Below are 22838 nucleotides of genomic sequence, written 5' to 3' on the forward strand. Positions count from 1 at the left end.
TCCCGTCGGTCGGCGAGGTCGGTCCGCGAGGTCGTTCGGGCGCAGGGAGGACGGTGCGCGCGCCGCCCTCGTATGACCGTCGGAGAAAGAAAAAACCCTGTGGTCCAGGGGCATACGGACGAGGCCCGTGGGGCGTCAACGGATCGAAAGCATCACGTCCGTTCGACCAGAACCTCCGGGAGGCGCCCCATGCACCGCTGGACCTCGGCCCTGCTGACCGCCGGCCTGCTGGCGACGACGGCCATCGGATGCGCGGGCACCACGGCCGCCCCCGGCGCGACCGGGAGCAGCACGCCCCGGGCCGCGGGCGGCACGGCGGAGACGCTACGGCTCGCGGAGCAGCTCCTCATCAAGGAGTGCATGGAGAAGGAGGGGCACAAGTACTGGGTCGAGCCGCCCAGGCCTGACGACGTCTCGGTCCGGTTCCCCTATGTCGTGGACGACCCGGCCTGGGCCGGAGCCCACGGCTACGGGACCGATCTGCGACGGGAGCGGGAGGCCGAGGTCCGGCGCAACGCCAACCAGCGGTACTTCCGCTCCGCGCCGGCCAGGACCAGGGCCGCGCTGGTGAGCGACCTCAACGGGGCGCGGCCACAAGGGCTTTCGGCCCGGCTCCCGAACGGCATGCGGGTTTCCCACAGCGACCAGGGCTGCCAGGCCACCGCCGAACGGCAGTTGTACGGGGATCTCCAGGCCTGGTTCCGGGCCACCCGGGTCACCGACAGCCTGGCCGGCATGCGCGTCGGCCTCGTGACGGACGACAAGCGCTACAAGGCGGCCGTCGAACCGTGGGCGCGTTGCATGCGCGAGCGGACGTACAACTACCCGGACCCCGCCCGGGCCCGGGCCGCGGCCACCCTGCCGGAGACGCCGTGGCCGCGTGCCCAGGAGGTACGGCTGGCTTCCGCCGAGGCGGCCTGTGCCGTCTCCAGCGGTCTGTCGTCCGTGGCGAAGTCCCTGGACGCCGAGTACCGGGAACTGCTTCGGCTGAGCCACCCCCGGGAGACGGCCGACCTCGCGCGCCTCAAGCGCGAGGCGCTGCCCCGCGCCCGCGTGATCGTCGCCCGCGGCGACTGAGCCCGGCCCGCCTTCACCCCGACCACCGCGGCCGTCGTGCCGCGGGCGCACCACCCGACCACCGCGGCCGTCGTGCCGCGGACGCACACCCGACCACCACGGCTGTCGTGCCGCGGGCGCATCACCCCGACCACCGCGGCCTCCGAGCCGTGGTCGCACCACCCGCACCCACACCCACACCGAAAACGAGGGAAAACATGTCCGTCAAGCGTCTCCTCACCGTCGCGGCCTCGGCCGCCGCCGTCGCCGCGCTCTTCTCCCCGGTCTCCAGCGCCAGCGCCACCGCGCTGGACGCGGGCTCCCGGGCGACCGCGACCGCGCAACTCGCCTCCGGGGACGGCTACCTCCACGTCTACACCCAGCCCTACGGCGGCGGCCGCGAGTGCAAGTGGTCCGGCAACTCCGACAACTGGGGCAGCTGCCGCAACCTGACCTCCGACATCTGGAACAACGGCTACGCGGGCGGCCTCGACGCCGTCGACCTGTACACCGCCCCCAACGGCGGCGGCGCGCACGCCTGCATCAGCCAGGGCGACCGCTGGTACGACACCACGACCGGCAACTACCGCTTCACCTACGGCGCGGGACTCGACCAGTTCGGCAAGAGCGTCAACAACAACATCTCCTCGCACCGCTGGGTGGACTACTGCAGCCAGGGCTGAGGACTTGACGGGCTCGCCCCGGTACGCCTGTGCACAGGCGTACCGGGGCGTCCCGCGTTTTCCGGCACCTCGCGCGTGTGTCTCCGGGCGCCCGGGGTGAGTGGTGGAGGAGTGCCGGGTGGGGCGGGTGTGACCACGAGCCGAGGTGAGCGACCCCGGCCGGGATGGGGGCTGCCGGGTTCGGGGACCGCCCGGAGGCCCGGATCGGACGTGTCGCGCGTCTCCGTACCGGCGAATGCCCGCGACCGGATCCGGCCACGGAGTTCGCGGATCGCGGTCCGATCGGCCGTGCGGCACCACGGTGCGAACGCCCCGCCCGCCGAGGCGGGTTCGGACCGTTCGCGAGGGGAACGGATCGCCGGGCGGCACCGCATCCGGTGCCGTGCGGAACGGACCGTCCTCCGGGGTGCCCGCACCCGGCCGGGGCTGTTTCGCGCGGGCTCCGGAGGCGTGCCGACCGGCGCGCACGGGCCCGGAGCCGACGGCCGCGACCCCGTCGGGATCGCCCTCGGCGCCCTCCTGCGCGGGCGGCGCGGCGAAGGCCCGCTCCCCGGTGCCGGCGATCAGTGCCCGGACGTCTTGATTGCCAGTGCCAACGGTCCGGGGAACTCCCGCCGTGGCCGGGCGCAACGCAAGTTTTCCGTCACCGAAGCACCTGCGAGCAGTCAAAGATCTATCGACTCGGCGTCAAATGTTGTGCACAAATTCCACACAGACCTCTCTTCAGGCGGGCACACATGGTCTAGATTGACCTTGCTTCGCACGGTGTGACACCAGGCGACAAAAGATGATCTATGGGTCCGGCGATGCAGATGGCCAGCAGGTTGTGTCTCTCGCGCCGGACGTGGGGGTGATCAATTCTGTTGGCCCGAGGGGGGCTTGGGGCGTGGAGAACATCTGGGGTCGCGACGGGTTCCCGTGTGCTTCAGGAGCCTGGCGGGACTCGCGAGTCCGGTGTCGCCAGGGGGAGTTGTTCGCGAAGATCTGAGAAGGCCGGGAGGTCAGGCGCCGGGGGCGCGGGCTTCCCGAGGGGGAACAGCGGAGCGAGAGCTTCCGTAGGGGAGTTGCAGCGCGGGGGGCGGGGGCCTCCCGTAGGGGAGTGACAGTGTGCGGCGACCACGTCAACACCACTGTGGACCTTGGGGGGTTCAGTGCGGCAGGGGGGAATAGTCGGGCCCTTTCCGTCGGCGCGCGAGCGTCTGGCGAACGGGGCGATCGGACAGCCGGCGATCGAATGGGAACAGCGGTACAGACGTACCGTGATCTTCAGCGACACCGTGGCCACGGCCTGCGTGGTGGGGGCGATCGGAGACTTCTTCGGGGCCCGGGACGCGGCCAACTGGCATGAGAAATGGGGCATTCTCGCCTTCGGCACCCAACTGCTGGTGCTGGGCGCGCTGGCGGTGAGCCGCTCCTGGTCCCCGGCCGTGCTCGGCCAAGGCGCCGAGGAATTCCGCCGGTTGGGACGCTCGCTGTTCACGGCGACCGTCGTCCTGGCACTCGGCGGGATCGCGCTGACCTCGCGCAACATCAAGCTCTGGATCTTCGTCGCGATCCCCGCGATCGCGATCGTCACCATGACCGAGCGCTATGTGCTCCGCCTCTGGCTGCACAAACAGCGCAACGAGGGACGCTGCCTGAGACCGGTGCTCGCCGCCGGGAGCCCGGCCACCGTCCGCGACCTGATCAGCCGGACCCGCAAGTTCCCGCATCTCGGGTGGCGGGTCGAGGCCGTGTGCACGACGGACGGCCGCGGGGTCGACGGCGACCAAGGCGGCCTGGACGGCGACCAGTTGGACGGAGTGCCGGTCATCGGCCAGCTGGAGGACGTCGCCAAGCACGTCCGCCACGACGGCTACCGGGTCGTCGCGGTCACACCCGACCCGCACTGGTCACCGGACCGTCTGCAGCGGCTGGCCTGGAACCTCGAGGGCAGCGACGCCGAGATGATCGTGGCCCCCGTGCTGATGGAGGTGGCCGGCCCGCGGCTGCACGTCGACGCGGTGCTCGGGATACCGCTGCTGCGGGTCAGCATGCCGACCTTCACCGGGGGCCGCCGGGCGATCAAGGGGGTCGTCGACCGGATGGGCGCGGCGATCCTGCTGGTGCTGTTCGCACCGCTGATGATCCTCGTCGGACTGTTCGTGCTGACGGACAGCCGGGGCGGGGTGTTCTACCGCCAGCGCAGGGTCGGCAAGGACGGCCGCGAGTTCACCATGCTGAAGTTCCGCAGCATGGTCGCCGACGCCCACAGCGCGCGTGCGGCACTGGCCGAGCGCAACGAGGGCGCGGGCCTGCTGTTCAAGCTCCGCCGGGATCCGCGGGTGACCCGGGTCGGAGCCGTGCTGCGCCGGTACTCGATCGACGAGCTGCCGCAGCTCTTCAATGTGCTCACCGGATCCATGTCGCTCGTCGGACCCCGGCCTCCGCTGCCGGAGGAGTCCGCCGAGTACGGCCCGGACATCCGGCGGCGGCTGCTGGTCAAGCCCGGGCTCACCGGCCTGTGGCAGATCAGCGGGCGCAGCGATCTTCCGTGGGAGGAGGCCGTGCGCCTCGACCTGCGGTACGTGGAGGACTGGTCGCTGGCCCTGGACACGGTGATCTTGTGGAAGACGCTGCGTGCCGTGCTCCACGGGCAGGGGGCCTACTGATGCGCGGGGGTCGTCCGACCGGCGCGCGGACCGCAGGCCGCAGGGGCCTGCCTGGGGGGAGAGACCGGTCATGAGAGTCAGCGTTTTCGGGCTCGGCTACGTGGGCTGTGTGTCGGCCGCGTGCCTGGCCAGCATGGGGCACGAGGTCATCGGGGTGGACGTCAACCAGGTGAAGGTCGACCTGGTCAACGACGGCAAGGCCCCGGTGGTGGAGGAACGTATCGGCGAGCTCATCGCCGAGGTCGTGCGGACCGGAGCGCTGCGCGCCACCCGCGACGTCCGCGAGGCGATCGCGGACAGCGAGGTGTCGCTGATCTGCGTGGGCACACCGTCGGAGCCCAACGGCAGCCTGTGCACGACCTACTTGGAGCGGGTCACCGAGGAGATCGGCGCCGCGCTGGCCGAGCGGGGCGGGCGGCAGACCGTCGTGTTCCGCAGCACCATGCTCCCCGGCACCTGTCTGAACCTGCTGGTGCCGATCCTGGAGAAGCACGTCGGCGGTACGGCCGGGGTGGACATCGGGGTCGCGGTCAACCCGGAGTTCCTGCGCGAGGGCACCAGCGTGAAGGACTTCTTCGACCCGCCGAAGACCGTCATCGGCGAACTCGACCCGGCGAGCGGCGACGCGGTGGCGGCGCTGTACGAGGGCCTGCCCGGCGAGGTGTTCCGGGTTCCGATCCCGACCGCCGAGGCCATCAAGTACGCGGACAACGCGTTCCACGGCCTCAAGATCGGCTTCGCGAACGAACTGGGCGCCGTGTGCCAGGCCCTCGGGGTGGACTCGCACCAGGTGATGGACGTGTTCCTCGCCGACCGCAAGCTGAACATCAGCCCCGCCTACCTGCGGCCCGGCTTCGCCTTCGGCGGCTCCTGCCTGCCCAAGGACCTGCGCAGCCTGGTCTTCGCGGCGCAGCGGGCCGACGTCTCGGTGCCCATCCTCTCCCATGTGCTGGCCTCCAACTCCGACCATCTCCAGCGCGCGGTGGACATGGTCGAGCGCACCGGCAAGCGCAAGGTGGGCCTCTTCGGCCTCTCCTTCAAACCCGGCACCGACGACCTCCGCGAGAGCCCGCTCGTCGAACTGGCGGAGAGGCTCTTCGGCAGGGGCTACGACCTCAAGATCTACGACGCCAACGTGAGCCTCTCCCGGCTGCTCGGCGCGAACCGCGAGTACATCGAGAGCCGGCTGCCGCATCTCGCGCAGCTCCTCGCCGACTCCGTCGACGAGGTGCTCGACCACGCGGAGGTGTGCCTGGTCGGGAGCAAGGACCCGGCCGTACTGGCGGCGCTGCCCCACGCGGGCGAACCGCTGATAGTCGACCTCATCCGCCTTCCCGACGCCGACGTGCGCCGGACCGAACCGGGATACATGGGCCTTGCCTGGTAACACATCGTTTGACGACACAGCCGGCGGCGACGGCACGAACCGTCGCGCGCTGATCCTGGTGGAGAACCTCTCGGTCCCCTTCGACCGGCGGGTGTGGCAGGAGTGCACCACGCTGCGCGACGCGGGCTGGGAGGTGCACGTCATCTGCCCCCAGGGGGAGAAGCGGGACACGGAACCGGAGGCGGTGATCGACGGGGTGCGGATCCACCGCTACCCGTTGCGCGCCGCCACCGGAGGACCGGCCGGCTATCTGCGGGAGTACGGATCGGCGCTGTGGCACACGGTCCGGCTGGCCCGCAAGGTCGGCCCGGTCGACGTGGTCCACGCCTGCAACCCGCCCGACCTGCTGTTCCTGCCCGCACTGTGGATGAAGCGGCGCGGCGCGAAGTTCGTCTTCGACCAGCACGACCTGGTGCCCGAGCTGTACCTCTCCCGGTTCGACCGCGGCGAGGACCTGCTCTACCGCGCCGTGTGCGCGCTGGAGCGGCGCACCTACCGGGCCGCGGACATCGTCCTCTCCACGAACGAGAGCTACCGGGACGTCGCGCTGAGCCGTGGCGGCAAGCGGCCGGAGGACGTCTTCGTGGTGCGCAGCGCGCCCGCGACCGACCGCTTCCAACCCGTCCCGCCGGAGCCGGAGTTGAAGCGCGGCAAGCCCCATCTGCTGTGCTACCTCGGCGTCATGGGCCCCCAGGACGGCGTCGACTACGCCCTGCGGGCCCTGGCGAAACTCCGCGACGAGGTCGGCCGGACCGACTGGCACGCGGTCTTCGTCGGCGCCGGCGACGCCTTCGACGCGATGGTGGAACTGTCCGGACAGCTCGGCCTCTCCGACCAGGTGCAGTTCACCGGACGCATCCCGGACGCCGACCTGGTGCGCTATCTGTGCACGGCGGACGTGTGTCTGTCGCCCGACCCGCACAATCCGCTCAACGACGTGTCGACCATGAACAAGGTCCTGGAGTACATGGCGATGGGACGGCCGATCGTCTCCTTCGACCTCCGGGAGGCACGCGTCTCCGCCGCCGAGGCCGCCGTCTACGCGCCCGCCAACGACGAGGCCCAGTTCGCCAAGCTCATCGCGCTGCTCCTCGACGATCCCGAGAAGCGGGCCCGGATGGGCAAGATCGGCCAGGAGCGGATCAGCGGACCGCTGTCCTGGGAGAACTCGCAAGCGTCACTGCTCGCCGCCTACACCGCCGCCTGCCGGGACCAAGCCCCGGTGGCCGCGGGTGGGCCGCTCCGTAAGGGGAAGAGGCCGCACCATTGAATGACGACACGATCCGTCTGGTCACGATCGGACGGATTCTCCGCCGGCGATGGCGGCTCCTCGCCGTCCTCGCCGTAGTGGGCGCGCTCTTCGGCTACGGCACCTCGGTGCTGCTGCTCCCGCCGAAGTACACGGCAGAGGCATCGGTCCTGCTGCCGGGCCAGTGGGAAGAGCGCGAACTGCTGACCCAGGTGGACATCGCGACCAGTTCGGCGGTGGCCGACCGCGCGGCCGCCGCGCTCGACTGGAAGGGCGTCGACGGCACCGAGCTGCAGAAAGACGTGAGTGCCAAGGCGGACGACGGGAACATCATCAAGGTTTCCGGTACGGCCGACACCCCGGAGCGCGCGCAGCGGCTCGCCGACCAGCTGGCCCAGCAGTTCGTCACCTTCGCCACCCGTATCGCGGGCGGCAGCACCGACCCCGCCGCGGACACGGCCACCGAGGCGCTGCGCAAGCAGGTCGCGGAGACCAACCGCCGCATCACCGACCTGGCCACCGCTGCCGATCCGGGGCAGACCGTGGAGAGCGTGCAGGCCCGCACCGAGCTGGAGGGGCTGCGCACCGCGCTGCAGGACGCCCTGAAGAAGCTGGAGGACGCCGACCCGACGTCCGCCAAGGCCAACATGGTCGTCATGGGCCCTGCGCCCCGGCCGACCGGCGCGGCGGCGCCGACGAGGACACAACTCATCGGCGCCGGAGCCCTGCTGTTCTTCCTGCTCGCGATCGTCGGCCATCTCGCCGCCGCCCGGGTGAGCCGCCGGCTGCGCACCGAACCGGAGATCGCCGCGGCACTCGGCTCGCCGTTCCTCGGCGCCGTCGACGTACCCGGTGAACGGCGCGGGCAGCACCCCGAGAGCAGTGGCTCACGGGCCCGGCTCCGCCGACTCCTCGGCACCGACACCCGATGGGACACACCGACCCCGCACCGGTCCGGCGACGAGGCCGAGCGACGGATCCGCTACCGGCGGGTGTGCGCTCGCCTAAAGGACCAACTGCCTTCCCCCCGGCGGCTGTTGGTCGTCGTACCGGAAGGCGACGAGGTGGCCCGCCGGGCCGCCGGACAACTCGTCACCGAAGCCGGCGGCGATCCGCTGCTGCGGCTGGTGGAGGTCTCGGTGGACCGGCCGATCGTGCCGGACCGCGTTACCGAGTCCGGTGTCCTGGCCGTACTCAGCGCCGGGAGCTGGACCGCCGGGGAACTCGCGGGCATCGCCGGGGCATGCGCGGACGGCGGACACGAGGTCGTCGGCGTCGTCGTCGCCGGCACGGTCCGCACCCGACCGAAGGAAACCGCAGAACGCCTTACGGACGACGCCACTTTGACGTTCGCGGTACAGGGCCACGCGACAGGAGATTCAGCGTGACGACGAGCACGACTTCGGAGTCGTCGGCCTCCACGCCGCTCCTCGACCTCCAGGGGCTGGTGGTCGCGGTGCGCAGACGCCGCCGCCTGTGGGGCGCCATGGCGGTACTCGGACTGGTGGGCGGCGCGGCCGTGGCGGTCCTGCTTCCGCCGGCGCCGGCCGCGGAGACCAAGGTGCTGGTCGCGCACCAGGAGGACCAGCCGAACGACCCCGGAACGCTGATCCGCACCGACGCCCAGTTGCTGGGCACCACGCGGATCGCCGACCGGGCCCTGAAGGCCCTCAAGTCCTCGGAGAAACCCGAGGACTTCATGCGGGACTACCGGGGCACCGGCCTGACCAACAACGTGCTCCAGATCGATGTCACGGCCGACACCGACGCGGAGGCGGTGGCCCGCGCCAAGGCACTGGCCGACGCGTTCGTCGCCGACCACGCCCAGCGCATCCGGGACATCGCCAACGCCAACGCCCAGGGCCTGCTCGATCAGCAGGCCCGGATGCAGGCGGAGCTGGCCGACGTCAACAAGGCGATCGGCGGCCGGACACCCGACACCGACCCCAAGGACTCGGCGAGCATCGAGTCGCTCTTCGCCCAGCGGGCCGAACTCACCTCCCGTATCTCCGACTTCGGCGAACGCGCGGAGGAGGCGCGCATCGGCGCGCCCCAGCTCATCGCCGCCACCCAGATCGTGGACGCCCCGCGCGCGGTACGGCACTCCCTGCCCAAGGCCCTCGTCACCGACGGCGTGGTCGGACTCGTCCTCGGGCTCTTCCTCGGACTCGCGCTGGCCGCCGTCGGCGTGGTCGTGGCGGACCGCCCCGTGCTGCGCCGGGACATCGCGGCCAACCTCGGCGCCTCCGTCATCGCGGAACTGCCGCGCCGGTCGGGCCGGTTGTGGCAGCGCAAGCGCACCCGGCTGGCCCGCGAACGGCTCACCACGACGCTGGCCCGCACCGCGCGCGGCGCGGCGGAACCCCTGTCACTGCTGGAACTGGGCTGCGCGCGCGGCACGACCGCGATCGCCCTCGGTCTCGCCCGGGCCTTGGGCGAGGACGGGCCGGTGACCGTCGTCGACGGTCTCCCCGGCACCCAGCTCTCGGGCCGCCGCCCGAAACCCGGAGACCCCACCGTGGTCGGCGGCGAAAAGGCCGCGAGTGTGTCCCCGCAGGACCAGCGGATCGGCGTCGGCTCGGTGGCGCCCGGCACGGCGTGGACCGACCTCCAGTACCTCGGCACCCGGACCGTCCTCGTCGTACGCGCCGGGCACGGCAGCGCCGCCTGGCTGCACACCGTGGCACGGCAACTCGCGGACCAGCGCATCCCGGTGATCGGTGTGGTGCTGATCGACCCCGATCCGCGCGACCGGACCGACGGCACGCTGTGGGACGGGCTTGCCAACGCGCTGCGCGGCCGCAGCGAACCGCCGACCTGGCAGAGCGGTGGGGGTACCTCCCATGCCGTCAAGGCAGTGGGGGAGGAACGACGGCTCACCGAACGGCAGCCGATACGGGCCGCCCGGGTCCCGGACAACGACCAGGAGGTGCGGTAGACGTGTGTGGCATCGCGGGCACGTACCGATGGCCGGACGGCAAGGCCGTCACCGACCGGCTCACCGACACCCTCGCCCACCGCGGTCCGGACGGCGCGGGCCGCTACGGCCACCCCCTGGGCGACGGTGAGGTGCAGCTCGGGCACCGCCGGCTGGCCATCGTCGACCTGTCCGAGACCGGCGCCCAGCCGATGGTCTCGGACGGCCTCGCCCTGACGTACAACGGCGAGCTGTACAACGCGCCCGAACTGCGGGCCGAGTTGGAGGCCACCGGGGTGCGCTTCCGCGGCACCTCCGACACCGAGGTGCTGCTGGAGGCCTGGCGGCGCTGGGGCACGGACTGTCTGCCCCGGCTGCGCGGCATGTTCGCGTTCGGCATCTTCGACGAGCGCACCGGTGACCTGGTGCTCGTCCGCGACCAGCTCGGCATCAAGCCGCTGTTCCTGCTCCGGCGCGGCGAGGGCCTGATGTTCGCCTCCGAGCTCAAGGCGCTCGCCGCCGCGACCGGCAAGAAGCTGGAGGTGGACCAGGCGGCGCTCGTGGCCTCCCTGCTCTACTACTGGGTGCCGGACTCCCGCTGCGCGTTCCGCGAGGCGGAGAAGCTGCCGCCGGGCAGCTGGCTGCGGTGCCGGCCCGACGGCCGGGTCGAGCGCGGCAGCTTCTGGAACCTCAAGGACGTCGCCGCCGAGGGCCGGGACCGCGCCCTGGCCGGTGAGCGGCCGGACCTCGCCGCCATCGTCGAGGAGTCGACCCGCCGCCACCTCATCTCCGACGTCCCCGTGGCGACCTTCCTCTCCGGCGGCCTCGACTCCAGCTATCTGACCGCGCTGGCGGCCCGCCACCAGCCCGGGATCTCCGCCTACACGATCGGCTTCCGCGCCGAGGACGCCAAGTTCGAGGCGATGCCGGACGACCTGCGCTACGCCCGGCAGGTGGCCGCGCAGTTCGGTGTCGACCTGCACGAGATCGAGATCGCCCCGAACGTGCTCGACCTGCTGCCGCAGATGACGTACAGCCTGGACGAGCCGATCGGCGACCCCGCCGCGATCAACACGTATCTGATCTGCATGGCCGCCCGGGAGGCCGGGGTCAAGGTGATGCTCTCGGGGATGGGCGCGGACGAGCTGTTCGCGGGGTACCGCAAGCACTTCGCCAACCTGCTCGCGCTGCGCTACCAGCGCGTCCCGCGACCCCTGCGGCGCGGGGTGTCCGGGATCGTGGACCGGCTGCCGGTCGCGTCGGCCACCCGGGGCTACCGGTCGGTGCGGTTCGCGAAGCGGTTCCTCTCCTTCGCCGATCTGCCCGAGGAGACCGCGTTCCGGCGCAGCTACACCATGTACGACCAGGACGAGCTGCTCGCCCTGGTCAACCCGGATCTGGCCGGGACGGTCGACGACGTGATCACCGAGCACACGGACGTCTACCAGGACAACGACCTCGACGACTTCGTCAACCGCATGTGCCTGACCGACTCCCGCATGTTCCTGCCGGGCCTGAACCTCGCCTACACCGACCGGTCGAGCATGGCCGCGTCGACCGAGGTCCGGGTGCCGTACGTCGACATCGAGGTGGTCAGGGCGGCGTTCGCCGTACCCGGCAACCGCAAGATCGTCGGGCGCCAGGGCAAGGCCGTCCTCAAGGAGGCGGCCACCTCGGTCCTGCCCAAGGAGATCGTGTACCGGCCCAAGGGCCTGTTCAGCGCCCCGCTGCGGGCCTGGATGAGCCGGGACCTGGCACCGCTGGTGCGCGAGGTCGTCAACGACGGCGAACTCGTCCGCTCCGGTCTTCTGCGCCGCGACGCGCTGGCCCGGATGGTCGCCGAGGACGCCGCCGGACAGGCGGACTACTCCAAGCATCTGTGGCACGTACTGACCCTCGAGTACTGGTATCGCGACGCGATCTCTGGCCCCGCTCAGAGCACTCGGTCGACGGCTTAGGAATCAGGAGTTCTGGTGAAGCAGGTTGTACAGAACTACAAGAGCGGCGAGCTGGCGGTGCTCGACGTTCCGGTACCGGGGTGCAAGCCGGGCGGTGTGCTGGTGCGCAGCGCCTACTCGCTGATATCCACCGGCACCGAGCTCATGAAGGTGTCCGAGGCCGGCATGTCGATGCTGGGCAAGGCCCGCTCCCGGCCGGACCAGGTGGCCAAGGTCATGCAGAGCGTGGCCACCAACGGACTGCCCGCCACCTACCGCAAGGTGATGGGCAAGCTCGACTCCTACACCCCGCTCGGCTACTCGCTGTGCGGCGTGGTCGAGCAGGTCGGCGCCGGGATCGACGACGTGAAGGTCGGCGACCTCGTCGCCTGCGCGGGCAACGAGCACGCGCTGCACGCCGAGTTGAACTGGGTGCCGAAGAACCTCTACGCCCCCGTCCCCGAAGGCCTCGCGCCGCGGCACGCCGCCTTCGGCACCGTCGGCTCGATCGCGATGCAGGGCGTCCGCCAGGGCGAGCCGCAGCTCGGCGAGGTCGCGCTGGTCATCGGCCTCGGCCTCATCGGCCAACTCGTGGTGCAGCTCCTCACCGCCGCCGGAGTCCGCGTGGTCGGCGCCGACCCGGACCCGGCGCGCTGCGAACTCGCCGAACGCCTGGGCGCCGTGGCCTGCGGCGACCCCGCCTCCGCCGCCGTGGAAGCGGCCGTCGCCGAACTCACCGACGGCCACGGCGTCGACCAGGTCTTCCTGGCCGCGGGCGGCGGCAGCAACCAGCCCGTCGAGCTGGCCGCCCACCTCGCACGGGACCGCGGCCGGGTCGTCGACATCGGCAAGTGCCGCCTCGACCTCCCCTGGAACGCGTACTACGAGAAGGAACTCGACGTCCGCTTCTCGCGCTCCTACGGCCCCGGGCGCTACGACCCGTCGTACGAGCTGGAGGGACGCGACTACCCGATCGGCTACGTCCGCTGGACCGAGCGCCGCAACCTGGCCTGCTTCCTCGACCTCGTCGCCCGTGGCCGCGTCGACGTGGAGCCCCTGATCTCGCACGTCGCCGACTTCGACGACGCCGTGGAGACGTATCAGCGCCTGAAAGACGGCGAGTTGAAGGCCGTGGCCGTGCTGTTCCGGTACCCCGAGCAGACGGAGGAAGCGGGGGAGCCGGAAGCCCCGTCGGTGGCCGTGCCCGCGGTCCGGCGCAGCGAGGGCACGTCCGCCCCGGCCCGGTCCGCCAAGACTCCGGTGCGGCTCGCGTTCGTCGGCGCGGGCAACTACGCGACGTCGATGCTGCTGCCGCACCTGGCCCGGCGCGAGGGTGTCGAGCTGGCGACCGTCGTCACCACGACGGCGCTCTCGGGGGCCAACGCGCAGCGGAAGTTCGGCTTCGCCAAGGCGACCACCGACCTCGACGCCGTCCTCGGTGACAAGTCCGTCGACGCGGTGTTCGTGGTCACCCGGCACAGCTCGCACGCCGAACTGACCCGGCAGGCACTGCTGGCCGGCAAGACCGTGTTCGTGGAGAAGCCCCTGGCCCTCACCGAGGACGAGCTGGCCGGAGTGCTCGCGGCGGTGGAGGAGTCCGGCAACGACCGCCTCCAGGTGGGCTTCAACCGCCGGTTCGCACCGCTGCTCCAGGAGGCCAAGGAGCGGTTCGGTGCCCGGACCGGTCCGGCGAACCTGCGTTACCTGGTCAACGCGGGCAAGCTCCAGCACGGCAGCTGGTACCTCCAACAGGGCGCCGAGGGCTCGCGGTTCGCCGGTGAGGGCGGCCACTTCATCGACACGGCGAGCTGGCTCCTCGACGCCGACCCGGTCTCCGTGTACGCGACGGCCGCGCCCGGCAACGAGGACCTCCAGGTCGTCCTGCGCTACCCGGACGGCTCCACCGCCACCATCGGCTATGTCACCACCGGTGCCTCAGGCTTCCCCAAGGAGACCCTGGACCTGGTCGGGGACGGCAAGGTCCTGAAGCTCGACGACTTCGTCCGTGCCTCGGTCCACGGCCCCAAGAAGTGGGTCAGTTCGCGGCTGCCCAAGGCCCGGGACAAGGGGCAGAACGCCGAACTCGCCGCGTTCATCAAGGCAGTTCGGACCGGGGGACCCATGCCGGTGCCGCTGGAGTCGCTGGTCGCCACCACGGCGGCCACCCTCGCCGTCGGGACCGGTCTGGGCGCCGGTGCGCCGGTGACCCTGGCGAGGACGCCATGACCGTGACCTCGGGGAGTCCGGGCTGGTACCTGCGCCGGCTCTCCCGGATGGGCCCGCGCGAGATCGCGGGCCGGGCGGGCGACACCGTGCGCAGACGGCGCTGGCGGTCGGCGCGGCCCGACTCCCCGACCGTCAACGGCGCCCGGTTCACCGCCGTCCTGCCCTCGGGCACGGTCGCCGCGGTGGCGCCGGACGCCATGAAACGCCTTGTCGCCGAGGCGGACCAACTGATGGCCGGGCACGCCGAGTTCTTCGGGGTGGCCCGCGACGACCTGGTCGACCCGGACTGGTCCTACGACCCGAAGACCGGGCGCCGGGCCCCGTCCGGCTACGCCTTCGACGTGCCGTACCGCGACGAGGACGTGGCCGGGGACATCAAGCAGATCTGGGAGCCGTCCCGGCACCAGTACCTCACCGTGCTCGCCGCCGCCTACGCGACCACCGGGGACGAGCGGTACGCCGAGCGGGTCGCCGCGCATCTGCGGTCGTGGTGGAAGGCCAACCCGCCGCTGTCCGGCGTGCATTGGATCAGCGGCATCGAGCTGGGCATCCGGCTGCTGTCCTGGGTGTGGGTCCGCCGGCTGCTCGACGGCTGGCCGGGCGCGGCCGAGCTGTTCGAGGACAACCCGGTCGCGCTGAACCAGATCTGGCACCACCAGCGCTGGCTGGCCGCCTTCCCCAGCCGGGGCTCCTCGGCGAACAACCACGTCATCGCCGAGACCGCCGGGCAGTTCGCCGCGGCCTGCGCGTTCAACTGGTTCCCCTCGTCGGTGCGTTGGCGGTCCGACGCGCTGCGGTCGCTGGACCGGGAGTTGCGCGCCAACACCTTCGACTCCGGCCTCAACCGCGAGCTGGCCACCGAGTACCACGGACTCGTCCTGGAACTCGGCCTGGCCGCGCTGGCCGAGGCCGATGCCGCCGACGTGCCGGTCCCCGAGTCGCTCCGGCTGGTGCTGCTGCGGATGACCGACGCGCTCGCCGCCGTGGTGGACAACCGGCTGCGACCGCCCCGGCAGGGGGACGCGGACGACGGCCACGGCCTGATCCTGGACGGCGAGGGCACCGACCGCTGGGCCTCGCTCCTGGCCACCGGCGACGCCGTGTTCGGCCGGCTCGGCTGGTGGCCGACGGTCACCGGCACCGACGTGCGCACCCCGCTGCTGGCCGCGCTCATCAAGCCGTACGCGAAGGACGGGACCGCCCGTCCGGCGACCAGGCCCGCTCACCTCGCCGACGCGGGGCTCACCGTCCTGCGCGGTCCGGAGGAGATCTGGTGCCGCTGCGACGGCGGTCCGCACGGCTTCCTGTCCATCGCCGCGCACGCCCACGCCGACGCGCTGTCCGTGGAGGTGCGGCACGACGGGATCGACGTGCTCGCCGACCCGGGGACGTACTGCTACCACGGGCAGCCCGAGTGGCGGCGGTACTTCCGCTCGACCCTCGGCCACAACACCCTGGAGCTGGACGGCGCTGACCAGTCCGTCTCCGGCGGCCCGTTCCTGTGGACCCGGCAGGCCCGCACCCGGGTCCTGGACGTGGACAACTCCGGTGCGGGGGTGGCCCGTTGGGCCGCCGAGCACGACGGCTACCAGGGCTCGGTGCACCGCCGCCGGGTGGAACTGACGGCCGCGAGCCAGGAGTTGAGGATCGTCGACGAGGTGCGCGGCGGCCCGCGCCGGGACGTGCGGTTGGCGTTCCACCTCGGACCGGCGATCGCCGCGGACCTGGTGGGGCACCGCGCGGTCCTCACCTGGATCCGCGACGGCGAGGGGCGTTCCGCGGTGCTCGACCTGCCGAAGGAGCTGTCCTGGCGGGCACACCGCGGCGAGAGCGAACCGCCGCTGGGCTGGTACTCCGCCGGATTCGGGCGCAAGGAACCCACCACCACGCTGGTCGGCACCGGTTTCGCCGACGGCACGGACGGGTTCACCACCGTGCTCGGGTTCCGCGGCCAGGGGGGCGCGTGAGGAACAGGACACGGTACTGGGCGTCGGCGGTGGCACCGCTGGCGCTGGTCCTGCTGACGGCGACCGGCTGCGACAGCACGTCGAGCGCCCCGGCCACGACGAAGCCGTCCGCCGCGCCGTCCACGGCCACGTCCGCCGCCCGGACCGTGGCCCGGGTGTGCGCCAACCCCGGCGCCGGACCGGCGAAGGCACCGGCGGGCGCGGTGACCGTGGACCCCAAGGTGGTCGGCGATCTGGCGACGAAGACCAAGAACAGCCCTCCGAACACCACGTTCTGGCTCAAGCCGGGCACGCACCGACTTGAGCGGGACCGCTACGCCCAGGTGATCCCCAAGAAGGGGGACCACTACATCGGCGCGCCGGGCGCGGTGTTCGACGGCCGGAAGGTCAACCAGTACGCCTTCACCGGCAACGCCGCCGACGTGAGCATCCGCTATCTCACCGTGCAGGGGTTCGTCGCGCCGCAGGACGAGGGCGTCGTCAACCACGACTCGGCCGACGGGTGGGTCATCGAACACTCGACGATCCAGAACAACTCAGGCGCCGCGCTGATGGCCGGTGCCCGCCAACAGGTCCGCGCCGACTGTCTGCGCGACAACGGCCAGTACGGCATGAACGCCTACAAGGGCAACGGCCGTATCACCGGCCTGGTGGTCGAGGGGAACGAGATCGTCGGCAACAACACCGGTGACTGGGAGCGGAAGCAGAAGGGCTGCGGCTGCACCGGAGGCATCAAGTTCTGGGAGGTCAACGGCGCCGAGATCAGCGGCAATTGGGTGCACGACAACCGCGGCACCGGACTGTGGGCGGACACCAACAACAACGACTTCCGTATCGAGAACAACGTGATCGAGGCCAACGACGGTGCCGCACTGATCTACGAGACGAGCTACAACGCGGTCGTCAAGGACAACACGATCCGGCGCAACAACTGGGTCGAAGGCCGCAAGGCGGCCGACAGCGGCGACAACTTCCCTTACGCGACCGTCTACTTGTCCGAGTCCGGCGGGGAACCGCGGGTCCCGGCCCGCACCGACAAGATCGAGATCTACGGGAACGTGCTGGAGAACAACTGGTCCGGGATCACCCTGTGGGAGAACGCCGACCGGTTCTGCAACAGCCCCGCCAACACCTCCTCCGGTGACTGCACGCTGCTGGTGAAGAAGACGAGCACCTGCGTGCGACCGGCGATCGCCAAGGCACCGCTGTACTCCGACTGCCGGTGGAAGACCCAGCGGGTGGACATCCACGACAACCGCTTCGTGCTCGACGAGTCCGTCGTCAAGTGCACGGAGATGTGCGACCGCATGGCGGTGCTCTCCAACTACGGCACCTATCCGGACTGGTCGCCGTACCACGGCGAAGGGGTGGCAGAGGCCATCACCGAGAAGCAGCACAACAGTTGGCACGACAACGTCTACGTCGGGCCGTGGAAGTTCGACGCCGAGGACCAGAGCAAGGTGCTCGACTTCGGGCAGTGGCAGGCGGCGCCGTACCAGCAGGACAAGGGCAGCACCCTCGACCTCCAGGCCGGTGGTTGAGATGGCCGAGAACCTGACCCGCGGACCGGAGCTGGAACAGACTCTGCCCGGCGCCGCACCGCGCCCGGCCGGCACACCGAAGATCGTCGGGATCGTCTGGGGGCTGCTGGTCCTCAACACGCTCGGCTCCGCCGGGGCGAAGACCATCGTCCCGCTGCCCCGCTCCCTCATCCAGATGGTCACCATGGGCTCGCTGGTCGCCGCGTTCGCGCTGGCGCTCGCGGTCAACCAGCGGGTGCGCGTCCGGTCCAGCGCCTATGTGCTGCTGCTCTCCCTGCTGCTGGTGTCGAGCGTGATCTCCAGCGCCAGCCTGGAGTCCGGCACGGGCGCGCTGTTCCGCTGCTTCCGGCTGACCCTCTTCATCGGCACCCTGTGGCTCCTCACCCGCTGGTGGGACGGCAGTCTGACGTTCGTCCGCTACCACATCCGGATGTACTACGCGGTCCTCGGCTCGGTCGCCCTCGGCCTGCTGGTCTCCCCGGGCAAGGCCCTGCCCGACCTCTACGGCGGACGCCTCGTCGGCGCGCTGTGGCCGCTCACCCCGCCGCAGATCGGGCAGTACGCGGCGGTCATCATCGGGCTCACCGTGCTGCTCGTCATCGGCAAGCGGACCGACCGGACCAGCGCCGTGCTGGTCATCGTGCCGTCGCTGGTGCTGCTCGCGCTGACCCACACCCGGACGGCCACCCTCGGCCTGCTCCTCGGACTGGCCCTGGCGATCGGCTCGCTCATCCTGACCAGCGCCCCGGCCCGCCGCTTCTTCACCTGGGCGGTGCTGATCTCCGTGGTGGCCGCGGTGGGCTTCGCCTCCGCGCTCCAGACCTGGTTCCTGCGCGGCCAGAGCCAGGAGAACTTCTCCAGTCTCACCGGCCGGGCCAAGGTCTGGAACGCCCTGCTGGCCGCACCCCGGACGACCGGGGAGAAGGCGTTCGGCGTGGGCCTGGGCGACAAGTCGTTCGGCGGACTGCCCATCGACAACAGCTGGCTGGCCGTCTACAACGAACAGGGCCTGATCGGCGTCACCCTCGTCGCCGCGATCATCATCGTGCTCGGCGGTGTCGCCCTGCTGCGCCCGCCGTCGCTCCAGCGGGCCTGCGCGATCTTCCTGATCAGCTACTGCGCGATCGCCTCGTACACCGAGGCGGGACTCGGCGACGCCTCGCCGTACCTGCTGCATCTGGCCCTGGCCGCCTCGCTGTTGGCAGCCCCAGTCCGGGCCACTCCGCTCGCGCTGCCCGAAGCCCCTCGGCGACACGTCCCGCGCTGGGCCCGTAGATCCGAGGGGAGCTGAGCATGCACGTCCTCGTGGTGCACAACCGCTACAACTCGGCGCAGCCGAGCGGGGAGAACAACGTCGTCGACCAGGAGGTGGAGCTGCTGCGCGCGGCCGGCCACCGGGTCGAGCTGTTCGAGCGGCGCAGCGACGACATCGGCGCCCGCTCCCTCCTCGGCAAGGTCGCGGTGCCGCTCCTGGTGCCGTGGAACCCGGGCGTGCGCAAGGAGTTGGCGGCCAGGCTGCGCGCCGAGCGGCCGGACGTGGTGCACGTCCACAACGTCTTCCCGCTCCTGTCGCCCGCGGTCCTCGCCGCCTGCGCCGACGCCGGAGTACCCGCCGTCGCCACGCTGCACAACTACACCCAGGTGTGCCCGCCCGGCACGCTCCAGCGGGACGGCCGACCGTGCACCGAGTGCGTCGGCTCGACGCCGCTGCCCGCCGTCCGGCACGGCTGCTACCGGAACTCCAGCCTCGCGACCGTGCCGCTCGCGGTCAGCCTGTCGGTCAACCGGCGGCGCTGGTGGACCGGCGTGGAACGCTTCCTGTGCATCTCCGCCGCGCAGCGCGACGTCCTGGTCCGCTCCGGTATGCCGGCCGAACGCCTCGCGGTGAAGCACAACTTCGTCCCCGAACCCGACATCCGGCGGGACGGCGGGGGCGAGCAGGTGCTCTATCTCGGCCGGCTCGCGGAGGCCAAGGGCGTACGGCTGCTCATGGCCGCGTGGGACGAGGTCGCGGCCAGCGGCGGTGTGGGCGTCCCGCTCGCGATCGCCGGCACCGGACCGCTGGAGAAGGAGGTCACCGCCTGGGCGGCGGGCCGCGACGACGTGCGCTACGTCGGCCTGCTGGACCCGGCGGAGTGCCGCAAGGCCGTCGCGCGGTCGGTCGCCGTGGTGGCGCCCTCGACCTGGCTGGAGGCGTTCGGCCTGGTGGTCGTGGAGGCGATGGCGGCCGGGGTGCCGACCGTCGCCGCCGGTCACGGCGCCTTCGTCGAACTCGTCGAGGACGGCGTCACCGGACTGCTGCACCAGCCGGGCGACGCGGCCTCGCTCGCGTCCGGGATCCGCCGGATCGCGGCCGACCCGGACCGCAACCGGGAGATGGGACAGGCGGCCCGGCACCGCTACGAGCAGGGATTCAGCCCGGCCGTCGGCCTGGAGCGCCTGCTGGAGGAGTACCGCACCGCGATCGCGGGACGGTCGGCACTGGCTCGCGGTGGGGACACCCACGCGGGCAGGGGGGATGGGGACAGCACATGACACGATGCCGACTCTGCGGCTCGGAAGCGATGGCGAGCGTCGTCGACCTGGGGGCGACACCGCCGTGTGAGAGCTTTCTCGCCGCGGACCAACTGGACCTGCCGGAACCGGCGTACCCGCTGCATCTGCGGGTCTGCACGGACTGCTGGCTGGCGCAGATACCGCCGCTGATCACGCCGGAGGAGACGTTCAAGGAGTACGCGTACTTCTCCTCGTTCTCGACCTCCTGGGTGGAGCACGCGCGCACCTTCGTCGACGGCGCCGTACAGCGCCTCGACCTCGGCACCGACTCCTTCGTGGTCGAGGTCGCGAGCAACGACGGCTACCTGCTGCGGCACGTGGTGGACCGGGGGATCCGCTGCCTGGGCATCGAGCCCTCGGTCAACGTCGGCGCCGCGGCGCGCGAGGCGGGCGTGCCCACGTTCACGGACTTCCTGAGCCCCGACACCGGCGCGGCCGTCCGCGCCGAGCACGGCCCGGCGGACCTGGTCGTGGCCAACAACGTGTACGCGCACATCCCCGACGTGGTCGGCTTCACCCAGGGGCTGCGCGCCCTGGTCGCCGACGACGGCTGGGTCTCCATCGAGGTGCAGCACCTGCTGACCCTGATCGAGGACAACCAGTACGACACGATCTACCACGAGCACTTCCAGTACTACACGGTCGCCTCCGCGATCCGGGCCCTCGCCAGCGGCGGACTCACCCTCGTGGACGTCGAGTTGGTGCCCACGCACGGCGGCTCCATCCGGCTGTGGTCCCGCCCCGCCGAGATCGCGGGCGAACCCTCCCAGCGGGTGATCGACGTACTGGCCCGAGAAAAGGCCGCCGGGCTCCAGGAGTTGGCCGGGTACACCGAGTTCTCGGCCCGGGTCGCCAAGGTCCGCCGGGACCTGCTGCGCTTCCTCATCGACGCGGCCGACCGCGGCGAGACGGTCGTCGGCTACGGCGCCCCCGGCAAGGGCAACACCCTGCTCAACCACTGCGGCATCCGCCCCGACCTGCTCGCGTACACGGTCGACCGCAACCCGTACAAGCACGGCCGGTTCACCCCCGGCACCCGCATACCGATCCTGCCGCCCGAGCAGATAGCCGTCGACAAGCCGGACTACGTCCTGGTCCTCCCCTGGAACCTGCGGGCCGAGCTGACCGAGCAGTTGTCCTTCGTCCACGAGTGGGGCGGCCGACTGGTCTTCCCGATCCCGGAACTGAGCATCGTCGAAGTGGCACAGTCGAAAGAGGTCACAGCATGAAGGTCGTCCTGTTCTGCGGCGGTTACGGGATGCGCATGCGCAACGGAACCTCCGACGACGTCCCCAAGCCCATGGCCATGGTCGGGCCGAGACCGCTGATCTGGCATGTCATGCGCTACTATGCGCACTTCGGGCACAAGGAGTTCATCCTGTGCCTCGGCTACGGCGCCCACCACATCAAGGACTTCTTCCTCAACTACGAGGAGACGGTGTCCAACGACTTCGTCCTGCGGTGCGGACAGACCGAGTTGCTCTCCACCGACATCGCCGACTGGACGATCACCTTCGCGCAGACCGGCATCGAGTCGCCCATCGGGGAACGCCTGCGCCGGGTGCGCCACCACCTCGACGGCGACGAGATGTTCCTCGCCAACTACGCCGACGTGCTGACCGACGCCCCGCTGCCGGAGATGATCGACAAGTTCGCCCAGCGCGACGCGGGCGCGTCGATGATGGTCGTACCACCCCAATCCTCCTTCCACTGCGTGGAGTTGGGCGAAGACGGTCTGGTCGGAGGCATCACCGCGGTGAGCGACATGCCGCTGTGGGAGAACGGCGGCTACTTCGTGCTCCGCCAGGAGGTCTTCGACCACATACCGGAGAACGGCGACCTGGTCGCCGACGGATGCTCCCAACTCGCCAAGCGGGGGCGGCTGGTGGCGCATCAGCACCGCGGCTTCTGGAAGCCGACCGACACCGTGAAGGAGCGGGCCGCGCTCGACGAGGCCTACACCCGGGGCGACCGTCCGTGGGCCGTGTGGGAGCGGGACAGCGCGGGGGTGCGTGCGTGATCAGGCTCGGAGCCGGTCCGCTCGACCGGATCGTCGTCGTGGGCGCGCACTGCGACGACATCGCCATCGGCGCCGGCGGCACCCTGCTGACGCTGTGTCAGGCCCGGCCGGGCATCCGCGTCGACGCGCTGGTGCTCTCCGGCGGCGGCAGCGAGCGCGAGCAGGAGGAACAGGCCGCGCTCACCGCCTTCTGCCCGGGCGCCGACCTGCGACTGACCGTGCACAAACTGCCCGACGGCCGACTGCCCGCGCACTGGGAGGAGGCCAAGGCCGCCGTCGAGGAACTGCGCGCCCGGACCGAGCCCGAACTGGTCCTCGCGCCCCGCACCGACGACGCCCACCAGGACCACCGCGGCCTGGCCAAGCTGATGACCACCGCGTTCCGCGACCACCTCGTGCTCGGCTACGAGATAGTCAAGTGGGACGGCGACCTCGGCCGGCCGGCGGCCTACCAGCCGCTGGAGACCGAGACCGCCGAACAGAAGGTACGGCTGTTGCAGGAGCACTACCCCTCGCAGCGGCACCGCCCGTGGTACGACCGGGAGGCCTTCCTCGGCCTCGCCCGGATCCGCGGTATCGAATGCCACGCGCGCTACGCCGAGGCCTTCGCCGTCACCAAACTCACGCTCAACCTGGGGGGTTGAACAC

Annotated in this window: 16 protein-coding genes; all 16 read left to right on the plus strand. The window is 71.2% G+C overall.

Features of this window, described 5'->3' with window-relative positions:
• The first annotated feature begins 189 nt into the window (after positions 1-189).
• The 16 genes from ACIRRY_RS03020 to ACIRRY_RS03095 all read left to right on the plus strand — a co-directional run bounded on the left by ACIRRY_RS03020 (position 190) and on the right by ACIRRY_RS03095 (position 22834).
• The gene (locus tag ACIRRY_RS03020; protein WP_403967258.1) at positions 190-1077 is read left to right on the plus strand and encodes a hypothetical protein; all 888 of its coding nucleotides are present in this window, start codon (positions 190-192) and stop codon (positions 1075-1077) included.
• Positions 1078-1274: 197 nt separating this feature from the next.
• Positions 1275-1739, plus strand: a complete 465-nt coding sequence (locus ACIRRY_RS03025; RefSeq protein ID WP_403967260.1) for a hypothetical protein — start codon at positions 1275-1277, stop codon at positions 1737-1739.
• Positions 1740-2890: 1151 nt separating this feature from the next.
• Positions 2891-4390: a sugar transferase gene (locus tag ACIRRY_RS03030; RefSeq protein ID WP_403967262.1), complete on the plus strand. Its 1500-nt coding sequence runs from the start codon at positions 2891-2893 to the stop codon at positions 4388-4390.
• A gap of 70 nt (positions 4391-4460) precedes the next feature.
• On the plus strand, positions 4461-5777 hold the full coding sequence (locus ACIRRY_RS03035; protein WP_403967264.1) for a nucleotide sugar dehydrogenase: 1317 nt from the start codon (positions 4461-4463) through the stop codon (positions 5775-5777).
• Complete coding sequence (locus ACIRRY_RS03040) at positions 5767-7047, plus strand: glycosyltransferase family 4 protein (RefSeq protein WP_403967266.1); 1281 nt, start codon at positions 5767-5769, stop codon at positions 7045-7047. The genes ACIRRY_RS03035 and ACIRRY_RS03040 overlap by 11 nt, the downstream gene beginning before the upstream one ends.
• Positions 7044-8414: a Wzz/FepE/Etk N-terminal domain-containing protein gene (locus tag ACIRRY_RS03045; RefSeq protein ID WP_403967268.1), complete on the plus strand. Its 1371-nt coding sequence runs from the start codon at positions 7044-7046 to the stop codon at positions 8412-8414. The genes ACIRRY_RS03040 and ACIRRY_RS03045 overlap by 4 nt, the downstream gene beginning before the upstream one ends.
• A complete protein-coding gene (locus ACIRRY_RS03050; protein ID WP_403967270.1) occupies positions 8411-9964 on the plus strand; it encodes a Wzz/FepE/Etk N-terminal domain-containing protein in 1554 nt (517 codons plus the stop codon). The genes ACIRRY_RS03045 and ACIRRY_RS03050 overlap by 4 nt, the downstream gene beginning before the upstream one ends.
• A 2-nt stretch (positions 9965-9966) precedes the next feature.
• Positions 9967-11901, plus strand: a complete 1935-nt coding sequence (asnB, locus tag ACIRRY_RS03055) for an asparagine synthase (glutamine-hydrolyzing) (protein ID WP_403967272.1) — start codon at positions 9967-9969, stop codon at positions 11899-11901.
• Between the two features lie 15 nt (positions 11902-11916).
• Positions 11917-14106: a bi-domain-containing oxidoreductase gene (locus ACIRRY_RS03060; protein ID WP_403967274.1), complete on the plus strand. Its 2190-nt coding sequence runs from the start codon at positions 11917-11919 to the stop codon at positions 14104-14106.
• Entirely contained in the window at positions 14103-16073 is a 1971-nt protein-coding gene (locus ACIRRY_RS03065) for an alginate lyase family protein (protein ID WP_403967276.1), read from the plus strand. Before ACIRRY_RS03060 ends, ACIRRY_RS03065 begins: the two co-directional genes overlap by 4 nt.
• Complete coding sequence (locus tag ACIRRY_RS03070; protein ID WP_403967278.1) at positions 16070-17614, plus strand: right-handed parallel beta-helix repeat-containing protein; 1545 nt, start codon at positions 16070-16072, stop codon at positions 17612-17614. Before ACIRRY_RS03065 ends, ACIRRY_RS03070 begins: the two co-directional genes overlap by 4 nt.
• Position 17615: 1 nt before the next feature.
• On the plus strand, positions 17616-18905 hold the full coding sequence (locus ACIRRY_RS03075) for an O-antigen ligase domain-containing protein (protein WP_403967280.1): 1290 nt from the start codon (positions 17616-17618) through the stop codon (positions 18903-18905).
• Positions 18906-18907: 2 nt separating this feature from the next.
• A complete protein-coding gene (locus tag ACIRRY_RS03080; RefSeq protein ID WP_403967282.1) occupies positions 18908-20149 on the plus strand; it encodes a glycosyltransferase in 1242 nt (413 codons plus the stop codon).
• Entirely contained in the window at positions 20146-21399 is a 1254-nt protein-coding gene (locus ACIRRY_RS03085; RefSeq protein ID WP_403967283.1) for a class I SAM-dependent methyltransferase, read from the plus strand. Before ACIRRY_RS03080 ends, ACIRRY_RS03085 begins: the two co-directional genes overlap by 4 nt.
• Complete coding sequence (locus ACIRRY_RS03090; protein ID WP_403967285.1) at positions 21396-22190, plus strand: sugar phosphate nucleotidyltransferase; 795 nt, start codon at positions 21396-21398, stop codon at positions 22188-22190. Before ACIRRY_RS03085 ends, ACIRRY_RS03090 begins: the two co-directional genes overlap by 4 nt.
• Entirely contained in the window at positions 22187-22834 is a 648-nt protein-coding gene (locus tag ACIRRY_RS03095; RefSeq protein WP_403967287.1) for a PIG-L deacetylase family protein, read from the plus strand. The genes ACIRRY_RS03090 and ACIRRY_RS03095 overlap by 4 nt, the downstream gene beginning before the upstream one ends.
• Positions 22835-22838 lie beyond the last annotated feature (4 nt).

Source organism: Streptomyces sp. NPDC101776 (genome assembly GCF_044766845.1).
In the GTDB taxonomy this organism is placed as follows: Bacteria; Actinomycetota; Actinomycetes; order Streptomycetales; family Streptomycetaceae; genus Streptomyces.